At 61.1% G+C, this 15,868-nt stretch carries 17 protein-coding genes; 9 read left to right on the top strand and 8 right to left on the bottom strand.

Annotation, left to right across the window (positions count from 1 at the left end):
- Nucleotides 1-57: 57 nt before the first annotated feature.
- Together metX and metW are read left to right on the top strand one after the other, a co-directional pair.
- On the top strand, nt 58-1,167 hold the full coding sequence (gene metX / locus PLAV_RS08005; protein WP_245545270.1) for a homoserine O-acetyltransferase MetX: 1,110 nt from the start codon (nt 58-60) through the stop codon (nt 1,165-1,167).
- Nucleotides 1,164-1,790, top strand: a complete 627-nt coding sequence (gene metW / locus PLAV_RS08000; protein ID WP_012110487.1) for a methionine biosynthesis protein MetW — start codon at nt 1,164-1,166, stop codon at nt 1,788-1,790. Before metX ends, metW begins: the two co-directional genes overlap by 4 nt.
- Nucleotides 1,791-1,797: 7 nt before the next feature.
- Here metW and PLAV_RS07995 read toward each other — a convergent pair whose 3' ends face one another.
- On the bottom strand, nt 1,798-2,556 hold the full coding sequence (locus PLAV_RS07995) for a methyltransferase domain-containing protein (RefSeq protein WP_012110486.1): 759 nt from the start codon (nt 2,554-2,556) through the stop codon (nt 1,798-1,800).
- A gap of 148 nt (nt 2,557-2,704) precedes the next feature.
- Between PLAV_RS07995 and gloB the strand changes: the two genes are divergently transcribed.
- From gloB to PLAV_RS07975, 4 genes are all read left to right on the top strand, one after another.
- Complete coding sequence (gloB, locus tag PLAV_RS07990; RefSeq protein ID WP_012110485.1) at nt 2,705-3,475, top strand: hydroxyacylglutathione hydrolase; 771 nt, start codon at nt 2,705-2,707, stop codon at nt 3,473-3,475.
- 1 nt (nt 3,476) lies between these two features.
- On the top strand, nt 3,477-3,911 hold the full coding sequence (locus PLAV_RS07985; RefSeq protein ID WP_012110484.1) for a cupin domain-containing protein: 435 nt from the start codon (nt 3,477-3,479) through the stop codon (nt 3,909-3,911).
- Nucleotides 3,912-4,031: 120 nt separating this feature from the next.
- Nucleotides 4,032-4,922, top strand: coding sequence for a polysaccharide deacetylase family protein (locus PLAV_RS07980; RefSeq protein ID WP_049767742.1), 891 nt, complete (start codon nt 4,032-4,034; stop codon nt 4,920-4,922).
- Between the two features lie 9 nt (nt 4,923-4,931).
- Nucleotides 4,932-5,570, top strand: coding sequence for a peptidoglycan L,D-endopeptidase MepK (locus PLAV_RS07975; protein WP_083762529.1), 639 nt, complete (start codon nt 4,932-4,934; stop codon nt 5,568-5,570).
- 72 nt (nt 5,571-5,642) lie between these two features.
- On the opposite strand, the gene phbB is transcribed toward PLAV_RS07975, so the two are convergent.
- Both phbB and PLAV_RS07965 read right to left on the bottom strand, forming a co-directional pair.
- Nucleotides 5,643-6,368 carry an acetoacetyl-CoA reductase gene (gene phbB, locus PLAV_RS07970; RefSeq protein ID WP_012110481.1) on the bottom strand — a complete coding sequence of 242 codons (726 nt, stop codon included), beginning with the start codon at nt 6,366-6,368 and terminating at the stop codon, nt 5,643-5,645.
- Nucleotides 6,369-6,451: 83 nt separating this feature from the next.
- Nucleotides 6,452-7,642: an acetyl-CoA C-acetyltransferase gene (locus PLAV_RS07965; protein WP_012110480.1), complete on the bottom strand. Its 1,191-nt coding sequence runs from the start codon at nt 7,640-7,642 to the stop codon at nt 6,452-6,454.
- A gap of 253 nt (nt 7,643-7,895) precedes the next feature.
- Between PLAV_RS07965 and phaR the strand changes: the two genes are divergently transcribed.
- Nucleotides 7,896-8,516: a polyhydroxyalkanoate synthesis repressor PhaR gene (gene phaR / locus PLAV_RS07960; RefSeq protein ID WP_012110479.1), complete on the top strand. Its 621-nt coding sequence runs from the start codon at nt 7,896-7,898 to the stop codon at nt 8,514-8,516.
- A gap of 7 nt (nt 8,517-8,523) precedes the next feature.
- Here phaR and PLAV_RS07955 read toward each other — a convergent pair whose 3' ends face one another.
- Nucleotides 8,524-10,191, bottom strand: coding sequence for a putative bifunctional diguanylate cyclase/phosphodiesterase (locus PLAV_RS07955; RefSeq protein WP_049767740.1), 1,668 nt, complete (start codon nt 10,189-10,191; stop codon nt 8,524-8,526).
- A gap of 374 nt (nt 10,192-10,565) precedes the next feature.
- Here PLAV_RS07955 and PLAV_RS07950 point away from each other — a divergent pair, with 374 nt between their 5' ends.
- Nucleotides 10,566-10,904, top strand: coding sequence for a hypothetical protein (locus tag PLAV_RS07950; RefSeq protein WP_012110477.1), 339 nt, complete (start codon nt 10,566-10,568; stop codon nt 10,902-10,904).
- Nucleotides 10,905-10,915: 11 nt separating this feature from the next.
- On the opposite strand, the gene ggt is transcribed toward PLAV_RS07950, so the two are convergent.
- The 4 genes from ggt to PLAV_RS07930 are packed head-to-tail and all read right to left on the bottom strand — an operon-like array spanning nt 10,916 to nt 14,533.
- A complete protein-coding gene (gene ggt / locus PLAV_RS07945) occupies nt 10,916-12,505 on the bottom strand; it encodes a gamma-glutamyltransferase (RefSeq protein WP_012110476.1) in 1,590 nt (529 codons plus the stop codon).
- Between the two features lie 7 nt (nt 12,506-12,512).
- Complete coding sequence (locus tag PLAV_RS07940) at nt 12,513-12,869, bottom strand: transcriptional regulator (protein WP_012110475.1); 357 nt, start codon at nt 12,867-12,869, stop codon at nt 12,513-12,515.
- A gap of 9 nt (nt 12,870-12,878) precedes the next feature.
- Nucleotides 12,879-13,700, bottom strand: a complete 822-nt coding sequence (locus tag PLAV_RS07935) for an enoyl-CoA hydratase/isomerase family protein (RefSeq protein WP_012110474.1) — start codon at nt 13,698-13,700, stop codon at nt 12,879-12,881.
- A 29-nt stretch (nt 13,701-13,729) separates the two neighbouring features.
- A complete protein-coding gene (locus tag PLAV_RS07930; RefSeq protein WP_012110473.1) occupies nt 13,730-14,533 on the bottom strand; it encodes an SDR family oxidoreductase in 804 nt (267 codons plus the stop codon).
- A gap of 226 nt (nt 14,534-14,759) precedes the next feature.
- On the opposite strand from PLAV_RS07930, the gene PLAV_RS07925 reads away from it, so the two are divergent.
- Nucleotides 14,760-15,851: an alpha/beta fold hydrolase gene (locus PLAV_RS07925; RefSeq protein WP_012110472.1), complete on the top strand. Its 1,092-nt coding sequence runs from the start codon at nt 14,760-14,762 to the stop codon at nt 15,849-15,851.
- Nucleotides 15,852-15,868: the final 17 nt, after the last annotated feature.

Genomic DNA, 15,868 nt, shown 5'->3' with positions numbered 1-15,868 from the left:
GGAAACCCCGGCAAAGCGGCAGATACTGGCGACCGGGTCAACGCGCATAGCGCCGTTATGACCTTCGGGGCCGACGAGCCGCTCGCCCTCGATTCGGGCGTCAGCCTCAGCCCGTTTACCATTGCCTACGAGACCTACGGCACCCTGAACGCCGATAAGTCGAACGTGGTATTGATCTGCCACGCCCTGACGCTCGACCAGTATGCAGCGAGCACACACCCGCTCACCGGCAAGCCGGGCTGGTGGCCCTTCATGGTCGGCCCCGGTCTTCCCATCGATACGGACCGCTTTTTCGTCATCTGCCAGAACGTTGTTGGCGGCTGCATGGGCACCACCGGGCCGAAGGACAACGACCCGAAGACCGGCAAGCCCTATGGCCTCAATTTTCCCGTCATCACCATCGGCGACATGGTGCGCGCGCAGGCGATGCTGCTTGACAAGCTCGGCATCGGAGACCTGTTTTGCGTAATCGGCGGCTCGATGGGCGGGATGCAGGTCCTTCAATGGGCGGCTGCTTATCCCGATCGCGTGTTTTCCGCCATTCCAATCGCGACCGCTGCGCGCCATTCCGCGCAGAACATCGCCTTCCACGAGGTCGGCCGTCAGGCGATCATGGCCGATCCGGAATGGAAGCAGGGCGGCTATCTTTCGAATGGCACCACACCCGGCAAAGGGCTGGCGGTCGCGCGCATGGCCGCGCATATCACCTATCTGTCCGAAACCGCCTTGCACCGGAAGTTCGGCCGCAATCTGCAAGACCGGGACAGTGTCACCTATGGTTTCGACGCGGATTTCCAGATCGAAAGCTATTTGCGCCATCAAGGCTCGACCTTTGTCGACCGCTTCGATGCGAACTCCTATCTCTACCTCACGCGCGCGATGGACTATTTCGATCTGGCAGCCGACTACGGCGGTGTCCTCGCCAACGCTTTCAGAGGCACAACATCGCGCTTCTGTGTCGTGTCCTTCACAAGCGACTGGCTGTTTCCTACCTCCGACAACCGGCAGATCGTCCACGCGCTGAACGCTGTGGCTGCAAATGTAAGCTTCGTCGAAATCAGGACCGACAAAGGCCACGACGCCTTCCTGCTCGATGAACCCGAAATGTTTGCAACGCTGCGGGGCTTTATCGACAGCGCCGCGCGCACGCGGGGCCTTGTCGCATGAGTACGGGCAATAGCCAGGCCGCCAGCCGCATCGACCTCGACCTCATTGCGCAGATGATTGCGCCGGGTAGCCGCGTGCTCGATGTCGGCTGCGGCGACGGCGACCTGCTGGCGTTGCTGCAAAGCAAGAAGAATGTCGACGGACGCGGCGTTGAGCTGAGCCAGGAAGGCGTGAATGCCTGTGTCGCGCGCGGGCTCTCCGTCGTTCAGGGCGATGCCGATACGGACCTTGCAGCTTATCCGGACGGGGCGTTCGACTATGTGATCCTGAGCCAGACGATCCAGGCGACACGTAACCCGAAGGAAGTCATGCGGGCGCTGAAGCGCATCGGCCGTTGCGTCGTCGTGTCATTTCCGAATTTCGGTAACTGGCGCGTGCGGCTGAAACTGCTCTTCAGCGGGCGCATGCCGGAGACGCGGTCGCTTGGTTATTCCTGGTACGACACGCCGAATATCCACCTTTGTACGCTGCTAGATTTCGCCGAGCTCTGCGAAGATCTTGGGCTCAAGATCGAGGATGCGGTGACGGTAACCGGCAACCGGGCGCGCCGCATTTCAAGGCCGGGAGCAATCGCCAATCTGCTGGCAAGCGACGCCGTCTTTCTGCTATCGCGCCGCGACTGACGGCTGCTCAGCCTTCTTCCTGCCGCGATGTCATGGACCGCGCGGGCGACGGGATGGGCGCAATCGCGCGAACGCGGGCTTTCACCTTCCGGCTGACGGGAAGAGGTGTCGCGGCATAAATCTGTTTCGTCGCCTCGACGATGATAACACCTGAAAAGCGCGGCCAGAGGATATGTCCCGCCCGTTCCCAGGCGGAAGCGGAGCGCAGCAGCGGCCGCCAGTCGAACGGCGGCGCGAAGAGCGCGACTTCCCAGGCGGATGGGCTGAACATCGACTCCCGGAGAAGTTGCGTGAGCTGTACCCGCGAAAAGGGTTGGCCATGGCCGAACGGCGTCGCCTCGCGCCGCGCCCAAAGCCCCCGGCGGTTCGGAACCACTATCAGGACGCGACCGCCGGGCGCCAGCACCCGCCATATCTGACGGAGCATGCCCCGCATCGACTCACTGGCCTCAAGACCGTGAACGACCAGCACGCGGTCCATGCTCTCGTCTTCAAGTGGCAATTCACGCTCATCCACCAGCCCGGTGAGCGATTTTCCCTCCGGCGGCCAGTGCAACACGCCCTGACGGGCAGGCATCAGACCGACAACGCGCTGCGCTTCAGATAGAAAAGGGGCGAGATAGGGTGTGGCAAAGCCAAGGCCGAGCATATTCAGACCCCGCACATCCGGCCAAATCTGCCTGATACGCCTTGATATATGGTACTGCGCGGCTCGTCCGAGCGGGCGCCCATAAAAGTCGCGCAGATCGATCACATCCATATTCATTGCGGAAGCCTATCAAATTTCACCCCGCCGCAACGGGTTCACGTAAGGGGCCGGGCGCATTACCTTGCAGGAAGGCTACATCAGATCGCGCTAACAGGATGCAAAAGCACCTGAAACAGCCAGCCCATTGGCGGCGCTGGGAGGAAAAATGACAAAGCTCCAGATCCACCAGTTTCCCTGCCTGAGTGACAATTACGGCTATCTTGTTCACGAACCTTCATCGGGAATGACTGCGGCCATCGATACGCCGGAGGTGAAGCCGATCCTTGATGCACTGGCGGAAAAGGGATGGAAACTCACCCATATCCTCAATACGCACCATCATTTCGACCATGCCGGCGGCAATGCGGAGCTGAAGGAGAAGACGGGCTGCACAATCATCGGGCCGAAGGGCGAAGAGGGAGCTATCCCCGGCATCGACCGCGCTGTACAGGAAGGCGATATAGTTGAGCTCGGCGCCGCCCGGGCCCGCGTTCTCGACGTGCCGGGGCACACGCGCGGCCACATCGCCTACAGCTTCGACGACGATCACATTGCCTTTGTCGGCGACACATTGTTTGCGCTGGGCTGCGGCCGCCTTTTCGAGGGGACGGCGCAGCAAATGTGGACGTCGCTCGGCAAATTGATGGCCCTGCCGGACGACACGGTCGTCTATTGCGCCCATGAATATACGCAATCGAACGCCCGCTTCGCACTCTCCGTCGAACCGCAGAACGAAGCGCTGATTGCCCGCGCGAAAGAAATCGACGCTAAGCGGGCGCGAGGCGAGTGGACCGTGCCGACGACCATCGGTCTCGAGAAGGCGACCAACCCCTTCCTGCGCGCCGCAAGCGCCGATTTGCGCCGGACAATCGGGCTTGAGACCGCCGCTGACGTCGATGTGTTCGCCGAAACCCGCAAACGGAAGGACAATTTCTGACATGACATTGGATACCGGCCTCGACGCCGACGGCATCATCGAACTTCTCCAGTTGAAGCCTCATCCTGAAGGCGGCTATTTCGCCGAAACCTTTCGCGATCCGGCGGGCGGCACCCGTGCCTATTCAACTGCCATCTATTATCTGCTGAAGGAAGGAGAGCGCTCGCACTGGCACCGCGTGGACGCCGCCGAAATCTGGCACTGGTATGGAGGCGGACCTCTGGCTCTTTCCTTCTACGAAGAAGGCCGCGAGGCAGAGACGCGCATTCTCGGCAGCAACCTCGATGCGGGGGAGCGCCCGCAACTCGTGGTGCCCGCAGGCATCTGGCAAGCGGCCGAGCCGCTTGGCCTCTGGACACTTGTCGGCTGCACCGTCGCGCCGGGCTTTGAATTTGGCGGATTCGAGATGGCGGAGCCGGGCTGGCAGCCGGGTTAACCGCGTTCGCCTCCCGACTGTTGCGGCTTTGCCCTGTCTACTTGTCCAGCTCCGGCTAGACTGAACCTGGCGACGGGGCGGCGAGCCTTGGCGGACCGGCCGAGAAGATGGGGGCGCCAGTTGAAATTTCTTTTGATGATCCTGACTGCGACAGCCGCAGCACTTTGGACGGCGCCGCCGGCAGCAGCGGCCGCCGCACACACATGTCAGACGGAAACGCCGGTCATTGGCGTACCGACAAAAGGCGGACCCGCCTATGGCGGCATGCAGTATCCGCGCATGGTCGGCCTCGGCCCCAAGGAGGTCGCGCTTACCTTCGACGATGGGCCAGATCCCAAAACCACGCGGCGCATTCTCGATATTCTGGACCGGCACTGCGTCAAGGCGACATTCTTCATGGTCGGTATCTATGCCGAACGTCATCCTGAGATCGTGCGCGAGGTTGCGGCGCGCGGTCATACGATCGGCACCCATACATGGTCCCACCCAAACAATTTGCGCCCCTTCTCGGCCACGCAAGCGCAGCGGGAAATCAGACGGGGGTTTGCCGCCGTCGAGGCCGCGCTTTCGCGGGCACCGGAAGAAGACCGGAACAGGCTGGCCCCTTTTTTTCGCTTTCCTGGCCTCAATGACAGTAAATCCCTGATCGAATGGCTTGGGCAGCGCAACGTGGCGACCTTCTCCTGTGAATTCGGCGCCGATGACTGGAAGTCCATCAGCTCGGCACAGGTGCGCATCCGCGCGATCCGCAACATCGCTTCCGTCGGCAGGGGCATTCTGATCCTTCACGACACCAAGCCCCGGACGGCCGAAATGCTCTCCGATTTCATCATGGCGATGCGGCAGCAGGGCTACAGCTTTGTGCAGATGGTGCCGGAACCGGGCGGGCGCGAAATGGCGGCAGGCGCTCAGGACCCTCTGATCGGGCCCGTCCGGCGAGCGGATGCCGCCTCGGTCCTTCTCGGTACCATCATCGAGCCGTCGCTTGAACCCCCGGCGCCTCTCCGCTAGCCTTCTCTTATGAAAAATCGTGCCCGATCGAGAAACTCACTGCTTTCGCGCCGCGACGTGCTCGCATTGGGCGCTGGAGCTGCCGTTTTGCTCGCGGCACCTTCGATCTTGCGAGCGGACGCGCCGTATAAACGCACGCTGAGGATGCAAAGCCTGAACTCCGGGGAGAAGCTCGATCTCGTCTACTGGGCCGATGGCGACTATCTGCCGGAGGCACTGAAACGCGTCGAATGGTTCATGCGCGACCTGCGTGAAAACAAATCCGCTCCGACAGACCCCCGCCTCCTCGACCTTCTCTGGGAAATCGACCAGAACACGCGCTCGAAAAATCCGATCTACACCATGTCGGGCTATCGCACCGAAAAGACCAATGCCTGGCTCGATGCGCGCGGCAATGGTGTCGATCCCGGCAGCTTCCATATGCGCGGCATGGCGATGGACATCACGCAGGACTTTCTCGACCCCGAGGAAGTCTATCGCGTGGCAAGGAAGCTCGGACGCGGCGGCGCGGGCTTCTATCCCACAAAGACGCCTTATGTTCATGTGGATGTCGGCCCGGTCGACGCCTGGGTCTACCCGACACCCGGACGGCCCGGCCGCGATCAGGAATATGACGAGCTGATGGCGGCGGAATCCGGTACGGGTTGACCGCACAAGCGATACGGATGAACCAAAAGGCCGATCCTGAGGACCGGCCTTTATGCTTTACGGCGAGAGACTTCAGCCCGCGATATATTGCGCGCCGTTGACGGTGATGGTTGCACCGGTAACGAAGCAGGCATTCTCGTCGGCAAGAAATTTCACACAATGCGCGATCTCGTTGCACTTGCCGAGCCGCCCGACTGGAATTGTCGAGATAATGCCCTCAAGCACCTTTTCCGGCACGGCGGACACCATATCCGTGTCGACATAACCGGGCGCGATACAGTTCACCGTCACGCCTTTCTTCGCCACTTCCTGCGCCAGCGCCTTGGTGAAGCCGATGACGCCGGCCTTGGCCGCCGAATAATTCGTCTGCCCCATCTGGCCTTTCTGGCCATTGATCGACGAAATATTGATGATGCGCCCGAAACCACGGTCACGCATGCCGGCGATCAGCGGTTGGCACATATTGAACATGGAATCGAGATCGACGCTCATAACCTCGCGCCATTGCGCCAGCGTCATCTTGTGCAGCATGCCGTCGCGCGTTATCCCCGCATTGTTGACAAGCACATCGACCGGGCCCAGCTCGGCCTCGACCGAGGCAATGCCTTGGACGCAAGCATCATAGTCGCCAACATTCCACTTGTAGCTTTTTATGCCGGTTTCCTTGGTGAAGGCAGCAGCCGCCTCTTCATTGCCCGCATAATTCGCGGCAACGGTGTAGCCTACGTCGCGGAGCGCCAGCGAGATTGCATGACCGATGCCTCGCGTACCGCCGGTTACAAGCGCTACTTTGCTCATTGTGGAATGTCCCTGTTCTGAATAGCCAGCGTTCCGCTCGGACGGCGATCTCAATCGCGCCCTTGCAATATTTCCCAGTCGCGTCAGTCGCGCTCCACGCAGAGAGCGATGCCCATACCGCCGCCGATGCACAGCGTGGCAAGACCCTTCTTCGCGTTCCGCTTCTCCATCTCGTGGAGCAGCGTGACGAAGACGCGGGCGCCCGAGGCGCCGATCGGATGGCCGATGGCAATGGCACCGCCATTGACGTTGACGATATCGGGGTTCCAGCCGAGATCCTTGTTGACGGCGAGCGCCTGTGCGGCAAAGGCCTCGTTCGCTTCCACGAGGTCAAGATCGTCAATGGTCCATCCGGCGCGCTTCAGCGCCGCGCGGGAAGCCGGGATCGGCCCCGTGCCCATGACCGCCGGATCGACGCCCGCATGCGCCCAGGAAACGATACGGCCCAGAACCTTGCGGCCCTCTTTTGCCGCCCTGTCGGCGCCCATCAGCACGACGGCCGCGGCCCCGTCATTGATGCCGGAAGCATTGGCGGCCGTAACCGTACCGCCGTCTTTTTGAAAGGCCGGTTTCAGGCCCTTGATGCCATCAAGCGTTACGCCCGACTTGATGTATTCGTCGATGTCGATAACGGTGTCGCCCTTGCGCCCCTTGATCGTGACAGCTGCGATCTCGTCCTTGAATTTTCCGGCCTTCTGCGCGGCTTCGGCCTTGTTCTGCGAGGCGACGGCAAAAGCGTCCTGCTCGTCGCGGGTCAATTGCCATCGCGCGGCGATGTTCTCCGCCGTCTGGCCCATGTGGTAGCCGTTGAAAGCATCCCACAACCCGTCCTTGATCATCGTGTCGGCAAATTCGAGCGCGCCCATCTTCTGGCCGGCCCGCAAATAGGCGGAGTGCTGGGCCTGGCTCATGCTTTCCTGCCCGCCGGCCACCACAATCTCGCTGTCGCCATTAACGATCGCCTGATAACCGAGGGCGACCGCGCGAAGGCCGGAACCGCAGAGCTGGTTGACGCCCCAGGCGGGCACCTCCACCGGAAGTCCGGCATTGACGGAGGCCTGCCGCGCCGGGTTTTGCCCTTGGCCGGCTTGCAGGATTTGCCCCATAACCACTTCCGAGACCTCGGCTTTGTCGATCCCGGCCCGCTCGATGGCGGCTGAAATGGCCACCCGTCCGAGTTCATGCGCAGGAAGGCTGGACAGCGTGCCGTTGAACGCGCCGACAGGCGTTCGCGCCGCGCCAACAATAACCACTTCAGTTCCGGATTTGCTCATGGCTTGCTCCCTGGCCCGGCCCAGCAGGCCGTTCGGTTGTGTCTTCAGCGCAAGGGATGCTCCAGCCGGCAGGGCGGCATGCCCTCAGGCCGTCTTTTTCTGTGCATCGCAATGCGGGACTTGCGCAGTGCAACAATACCGCGTCACAATGCCAAAAGACAGGGGGCAAGGGGCCTCGGCGGCCGCAATTTGCCGCAGTTTTAGAATGCGGGCCCCGATGCAGCAACATCGCTAGCGAGAGATTGGGAAAGCCGTGGCAAAAAAGACTTCATCCACGGACGATGACGTCATCGTTATCAAGAAATACGCGAACCGCCGTCTCTACAACACAGCGACGTCGAGCTATGTGACGCTCGACCATCTGTGCGAAATGGTGAAAAAGGGCCAGGAGTTCGTGGTTCGGGACGCCAAGACGAGCGAGGACATTACCCGCTCCGTCCTCACGCAGATCATTTTCGAGGAAGAGGGCAAAGGCCAGAACCTGTTGCCGATCAATTTCCTCAGGCAGCTGATCCGCTTCTATGGCGACAGCCTCCAGAGCTTTATCCCCTCCTATCTCGAAATGAGCATGAACAGCTTCTCCAAGGAGCAGGAGAAGCTGCGCAATCGTGTGACGAATGTTCTTGGGGGGCGTGAGCGCCTGACCCAGTTCGAGGATCAGATCCGCCACAATCTCGAAATGTTCGACAACGCCATGCGCATGTTCACGCCCTTCGGGCGGGGCAGCGCCTCTTCGCGCGAAGCGAAGGAAGAGGCCAAGGGCGCAAAGCCGACGGAAACGCCGGCAGCCGAGCCTCGCGATAGCGAACTGGATGAACTTCGTCGCCAGATAGCGCAAATGCAGGCGCAGCTCGAGGCCCTGTCGAAGAAATAGCTAGCCCTCAGGCCACCGTCCGCTTTGTGTCGATGCCGGCCAATGGACGCGGCAGGGTCATGCGCGGCTCGCCGAGATAGAAACCCTGCAGATACTCGACGCCGAGATTCCTCAGCATCACCACTTCTTCCTCGTTGCTCACCCATTCCGCCACGGTCGGCAGATTGAAATTGCGCGCAAGGTCGACGAGCGTCCGAACAAAAAACTGGTTATCGGGATTGGTCGCCAGATCGATGACGAATGAGCCGTCGATCTTCACCATGTCGACATCGAGCGTCTTCAGGTTGCGGAACGAGGTGTAACCGGCGCCGAAATCGTCGATGGCGATCTGACATCCAAGCTCGCGAAACGTTGCTACGAAATCGGTCAGTTCCGAGACCTCGTGAATGGCAACCGTCTCGGTAATCTCGATGACGAGCCGTTCGGCGAGGTGCTTGTCCCTGTCCAGATGCGAAGCGAGCGTGTCCCGCCACAGACGATCGCCTGTCGTGCGCCCGGACACGTTGAGCGAAAGCTTGACGTCGGGACGCGCGCGAAGCGTCTCCACCGCAAGCTCCATCACGCGGTAGTCGATCAAGCCGATCAGGCCGAGCTTTTCCGCCACCGGCACAAAATGGCCCGCCGCCGCAATGTTCCCATCCGGCTGCTCCATGCGCACGAGACACTCGTACATCATGGGCTCACAGGTCGTTGCATCGACGATGGGCTGGTAGGCGATACGAATACGCTTGTCGTTGAGAGCGGTGATAAGTTCATCCGCGACGTTGATGTTGCGAAGCCTTGTCTTCTCGCGCTCGCGTGACGGCGCATAGACAACATGGCTGTCGCGAAGCCTTTGCTTGGCGGAAACGAGAGCCTCTTCCGCGCGCGCCAATGCCTGATCGACGCTGGATGCATGACCGGGAAGCGCGATCGAGCCCGCCGACACGGTAACGGCGACGGGACCGCGCGCCGTCATCACGACCTTGTCGCGCACCTCTGCCAGAAGACGGTCGCAGACCGCACTGAGCCGCTCTTCATTGCAGTTGGGCAGAACGAGTCCGAACTTGTTACCCGCATAGCGGCCGAGCGAGTCGCCGCGCCGCGCCAGGCCGCGCAGGCGCTCGCCGACACAGACAATCACCTCATCGGCCACATCGAAGCCGAAGGCGTCGTTGACGAGTGCAAGATTATCCACGGCAACGAGCAGAAAAGCGGAATTCTGACGGCCGCGCTGCGCCGCGATCATCGCGTCTGTGAGGGCTTCCTTGAGACGAACGCGGTTCAATAGCCCCGTCAGCTCGTCATAAGTGGAAAGACGCACGAGTTCTTCTTCGCGCTTGTGCCGCTCGTCGATCGCACGTAGCACTCCCACCGCGAAGGCGGGCGCCCCATCCGGGCCGCCAAACCAGCGGCCACGATCCTCGACCCAGCGCATGCCGCCAAAATCGTCGCGAATTCTGTATTCGAGATTGTAGGGAACACCAGAACCTGCGTCGCTTTCGCGCGAGCGACAAATGCTTTCATAACGGCTCGGCCCGTCCGTCACGAGACGCGACGTGAAATCCCTATGTGTGGATATTTTTGAGATCTCGGAAATGCCGAGGAGAATTTCGGAGCCCGGTCCCCAGTACAAGAGGTCATCGTCGATGGACCAGCGATAAGCAGCATCGCCCACGGCTTTCACCGCGTTCATCAACAAATCGTCTGTTTGCGCTCCCGTTGGGTTTAGGTCGTCAGGCCCACCGACTCTGCGCGCATCCTGCGTCTTCGAGTCCAAAACACCGCTCCTGCCGTAATCTCGTTACTCAGGCACTTCGCCCATGACGAACACTTCTGCGTCCGTTGCGGTGATAATTGCGCGGCAGCCGTTAAAATTTAGAAAAGCGTCATAACGACTAAAGCTTTAATAAATCTCGTTAATTCGGCACAACGTACCGATCTGAAACGTTTATGGCGGTTCCGGCCCCTCCCGCGCTCCCCCAATTCATGGCAGGTTTCTTGCGTTCCATACCGCAGGTGAGTTGCCCGGCCACGCGCGGGCTTGCGGTTAAAGTTAAGTGAGACTGAATGTCGGGGATTGAGCGCATAAGAGGAACGCAGCGCGCGCTGCCGGGGCCGTCCCGGCGGGCGGAAGACGCGCCGCGCGCAAAGCGCATCGAACCGGCCCCCATGGCGCAGCGTGAGATCGCAAGTCACGCCGGCCTCGGTCATGTTCCTCTCACCGGAACACGCCCCGTCGCCGCCTTTCTCGCGCAATATGTCGACCAGCATTGGCCGTGGCCGCGTTCCCCGGCCCGCAAGGCGGAAGAACGCCATCAGGCGACAAGCGCTTACATCGGCGCCGACATGCTGCCGGATCTTCTGGCGGAAACGCTCCGCACCGGCCATCACGACCGCAAACTCTGAACTTCTGAAAATCAGTAGCCGATCGCCGCCCCGTCCTTGCGAGGATCGGAGCCGCCCGTCAGCGTGCCGCGTTCATGGTCGATTACAATCGCCTGACCGCCGCCATGCGGCAGGAATGTGTCCCGGATTTCGTGGCCCCGCGCAAGCAAGCCCTCCCGCGCTTCCGCCGAGACAGGATGTTCAAGATCGAGCCAGTTCGCCCCGGGGAAAGCCCGGGGACAATCCAGCGCCTCCTGCACATCCATCCCGTAGTCCAGCATGTTGGTGACAAGATAGACATGCCCCACTGCCTGATAGGCGCCCCCCATCACGCCGAACGGCATCACCGCTTTTCCGTTCTCCACCATCATGCCTGGAATGATCGTGTGAAGCGGGCGCTTGCCGCCTTCAACACAGTTGGGATGCCCCTCCTGCATGACGAAACCCGATCCCCGGTTCTGGAACATGACGCCGGAGCCGGGAGCGAGAATGCCCGCGCCGAAGCCGAAGAAAAGCGAGTTGATGAAGGAGACGGCGTTGCGATCCTTGTCGACCACGGTGAGATAGACCGTCTCGCGATTGAGGGGATCCCGCAGCGACGACAGGTCGGCGATCCGCCGATCGGGATCGATGCGCGCGGCAAGTTCCGCCGCGACCTGCTCCGACAGAAGATGATCGACGGGAACCTCGCGAAATGAAGGGTCGGCGACATACTTATCCCGCATGTCGTAAGCGAGACGGGCGGCCTCCATGTCGTAATGAAAACGGAGCGCGCCTTTCGGATCGAGACCATCGAGACCTGTGCGCGACAGAATGTTCAGCATGACAAGCGCGGTGATGCCCTGCCCGTTCGGCGGAATTTCATAGATGTCGCGGCCGCGATAGCTCGTCTTGATCGGCGTCACATAGTCGGATTTCGTCGCTGCGAAATCCTCAAGCGTATGAAAGCCGCCCAACGCATTGAGCTTCTTCACCATGTCTTCGGCAACGGGACCTTCGTAAAACGCATCGCGGCCTTTCTCGCCGATGAGGCGGAGTGTCTTCGCGAGGGCCGGCAGACGATACTTGTCCCCGGGTGATGGCGCGTTACCGTTGACGGTATACTGTGCAAGCGCATCTGCATCCTTCGCGATATGGCCTTTCAGAAAATTCCATTCGAGGGAAATCCGCGGCGCGACCGCGAAGCCTTCCTCCGCGAGACGGATTGCAGGTTCAAAAACACGGCCGAGCTCCATCGTGCCATGATCGGCGAGAAGTCTTGCCCATGCATCGATTGCACCGGGTATGGTGACGGAATGGACACTGTTGAGTGTCAGCGCGTCGACACCGGCCGATTTGAGTTTTTCAAGCGAGATTGCCTTCGGTGAACGGCCGGAGCCGTTGAGGCCGACAATATCCCCGCTTCCCTTCTTCGACAGCAGCGCAAAACAATCCCCGCCTATGCCGGTATTGTAGGGTTCGACCACACAGAGAACCGCGCTTGCAGCAATGGCTGCATCCACGGCATTGCCGCCCGCCCTCAGAATGGAAATGGCCGCTTCCGCCGCCAGCGGTTGCGAAGTCGCGCACATGCCGTTGACGCTGTGAACGGTGGAACGGCCGGGCAGGTGAAAATCACGCATGAGAACCTCAGTTTTGTCGTGTCGCGAGGATAAGCGATTGCAAGTCGGCGATGGCACGCTCGATCCTCACCAGCCGCGCTTCCATCTCCTCGAGTTTCTCCATGAGCGCGGCATCGGAAGGACCGGCCTTCGCCGGAGCGGGCGATGGCGTTGCAATGCCCGCCCGCGTCACCACATCCGCGGCAGGAGCCCCGAGAACGCGGGCAAGCATCGCCACCTCATTCGGCTTCAGCTCGCGCTGATCCTTCCATATTTCATCGATCTCGCTTCTGGTGAGCAGAAGCGCCGCCGCCAAATCGTCTCGGGTAAGGCCCGACGCCTTCAGCTTCGTATCGAACCATTCCTGATCGAAGAAAAGCGCCATGCCCTTCCCTCATCGTCCTTTGAAAACCGGAGCACGTTTCTCCAGGAAGCTTTTTACGCCTTCCCGATGATCCTCTGTTTCGAAAAGCTTGCCCAGCGTGCCGCTGACCCAGCTTCCGATTTCGCGGAGGTCGCCATAGGCGGTGCGGCGGAGCCCTTCCTTCATGAAGCGGAGTGCCAGCGGCGCATTGACCGCAATGCGATCGGCCATCGCAAGCGCCCGCTCCATGAGCTGGTCATGCGGCGTTACCTCCGTTACGAGGCCGATACGCTCGGCTTCTCTCGCGCCGATGACATCGCCTGTAAAGAGTAGCTCCGCCGCTTTTGCCGGTCCTACGATGGCCGGCAGCCGCCAGAGGCCGCCGACATCCGTGATAAGCCCCCGCTTGATGAATATCTCACCGAACTTCGCCTGTTCCGAGGCAATGCGAATATCGGCGAAGAGCGTGAGCTCCATGCCCCACCCGACAGCGGCGCCGTTGACGGCCGCAATGACTGGCCTGTCGCATTCAAGCGCGGCGACGGCCGCAGGGGTAGGCTCCGGCCGGACAGCGGTGAGGCGCTGAACGCTTTTTCCGTGTTCCTCGCCCGTCATCATCTCCTTCACGTCTTCGCCAGAGCAGAAAGCAGGGTCGGAACCGGTGACAACCACGCAGCGGACATCCGTATCGGCGGAAGCCGCGCGGAACGCCGCCTCCACTTCATCATAGGCACGGCGATTGAGCGCATTGCGCCGTTCCGGGCGATTGATGGTGATAATGGCGACATGATTGCGCACTTCATAGAGAACGCAGGTGAAGTCCGCCGGGGATATCCTTTCCGCTTTCGCCATCTGTTTTCCTCCTCCCATACTTTTTTGAACTACTTGAATTCGCCAAGCGCATCCGTACCGGCATCGCCGAGTTTCGACCCGCCGTCGCAATCGACAATGGTGCCGGTGATATATTTGGCGTTATCGGTGGAGAGAAACAGCGCCATGTCGCCGATATCCGTCTTGGTGCCATAATCGCGCAGCGCGATGCGGGATTTGATCGCCTTTTCCATTTCAGGCGTCGGCGCAAGGCGCGCCATGCCCTCGGTATCGGCAATCGGACCCGGGGATATTGCATTCACCCGTACACCGGCCGGGCCCCACTCCATCGCAAGGCATTTCGTCAGCATGTTGATGCCCGCCTTCGCGGCGCAGACATGCGCCTGGAAAAGCGACGGGTTGACCGCCTGCGGTGCCGTGATCGAGATGAGCGAAGCGCCGGGCCGCGTCAGATACTGAAAGGAAGCCCGCAGCACGTTGAATGTACCGATGAGGTCGATATCCACGACCGTCTTGAAGCCATTGGACGACATGCCGAGCGCCGGCGCCACGAAATTGCCCGCCGCACCGGAAATCACGATATCGAAATTGCCGAACCTGTCGTTCGCCTGTTTCATCGCTGTGTCGACCGAATTGAAATCCCGCACATCGGCGGCCATCCCGATCGCTTCAAAGCCTTCGTCGCTGATCGTCTTTGCCGCTGCGGTGATCTTTTCGTGGCTGCGGCTGATAAGCGCGATCTTCGCGCCGGCGCGCGCGAAATGCTGCGCAATGCCGAGATTGATCCCGCTCGATGCGCCGGCGACGAAAGCTGTCTTGCCGGCGAGCACCTGGTCCTTGAAAGCACTGGTCATATCGATCTCCCTGAAGTCCCGTCGATTGAGATCGGCGGCGCGCGAGGGACGAGCGTCTGCCTGCCGTTTCGCCCGCATCAAGCCCGCATTTCTGCCATGCTGCAACCCTGCCCCGGCCCGCTTGCGGCATTTGTAGACGCTCCGCCGACGCACTAGACTGCGGGCTCTTCAGCCTTCCGCAAGGGAAGACTGACAGTGACCGCGCGTAACAAACGGTAGCGACACAATGGCAATTTTGAAGGGCGTTGGGATACTCACGGCGGCGCTGCTTCTCATCATGCTGGTGAGTTTCTGGGCCGCCGGCCGCGCCCGGCCGATCCTCGACGAAGCAGCCCGCTCCTCTCTCGCCGCCAAGGGCCTGGCTTACAGCTTCATCGAAACCGCCGACGGCACCGTGCATTACCGGCTGGAAGGCCCTGAGGACGCACCGCTGGTCGTGCTTGTCCACGGCTTCTCGACCCCCTCTTTCGTCTGGGACAACTATTTCAAACCGCTGACGGAAAGCGGCTACCGCGTGCTCGCCTATGACAATTTCGGCCGCGGCCTCTCAGACCGCCCCCGCGCGGTCTATGATGCCGAGCTTCTGGACCGGCAACTCGTGAACCTGCTTGACGCATTGAAGGTCGACAGGCGCATCGATCTCGTCGGCTATTCGATGGGCGGCGCCATCGCCACCATATTCACTGCCCGCCACACGGAACGCGTGCGCTCCTTGACGCTGATAGCGCCCGCAGGCCTCGGCGTTGCGATGGATGACAATGTGGAACTGCTGAAGCGGCCGCTGCTGGGAGACTGGATCGTCCGGCTTTTCGGCACGCGCCTGTTCTACAGCGCCGCCGCACAGGAAGCCAAAAGCGCGCCGAACCCCGGCGCCTTCCTGGAAGGCTTCAACCGGCAACTGGAATATCGCGGCTATGGCGATGCGTTGCTGTCGACCATGCGGCATTATCCCCTGGCAGCTTCGGAAGCTTCCTTCGCGAAAGTCGGCCGCTCGGCAGTGCCCGTTCTGGTGATCTGGGGTGAAGCCGATGAAATCGTGCCGTATGAATATTCGACAAGGCTGATGGAACTCATGCCGGAGGCACAGCTTCGGTCCTATCCCGCCGCCGGGCATAACATCACCTTCGCGCAGCCTGAACTTGTCAGCGGGCTTCTGCTGGATTTCCTGCGCGTGCAGGACATGAAGGTGACATCGGCAGGCGCCGGCGGAAAACCGAGAGGGCCGCTCGCCCGGCTCGAACCGCGAAAATGCGGAAGCTGCTCCAAGGATTCCGCAGATACCGCAGGCGACATGACCATCGAGCCGCCTTCGAACTGAGTTCGTCAGCCGGGAAG

The sequence above is a fragment of the Parvibaculum lavamentivorans DS-1 genome (assembly GCF_000017565.1).
GTDB classification, from domain to species: Bacteria; Pseudomonadota; Alphaproteobacteria; order Parvibaculales; family Parvibaculaceae; genus Parvibaculum; species Parvibaculum lavamentivorans.
This window is presented reverse-complemented; position numbering and strand designations above follow the sequence as displayed.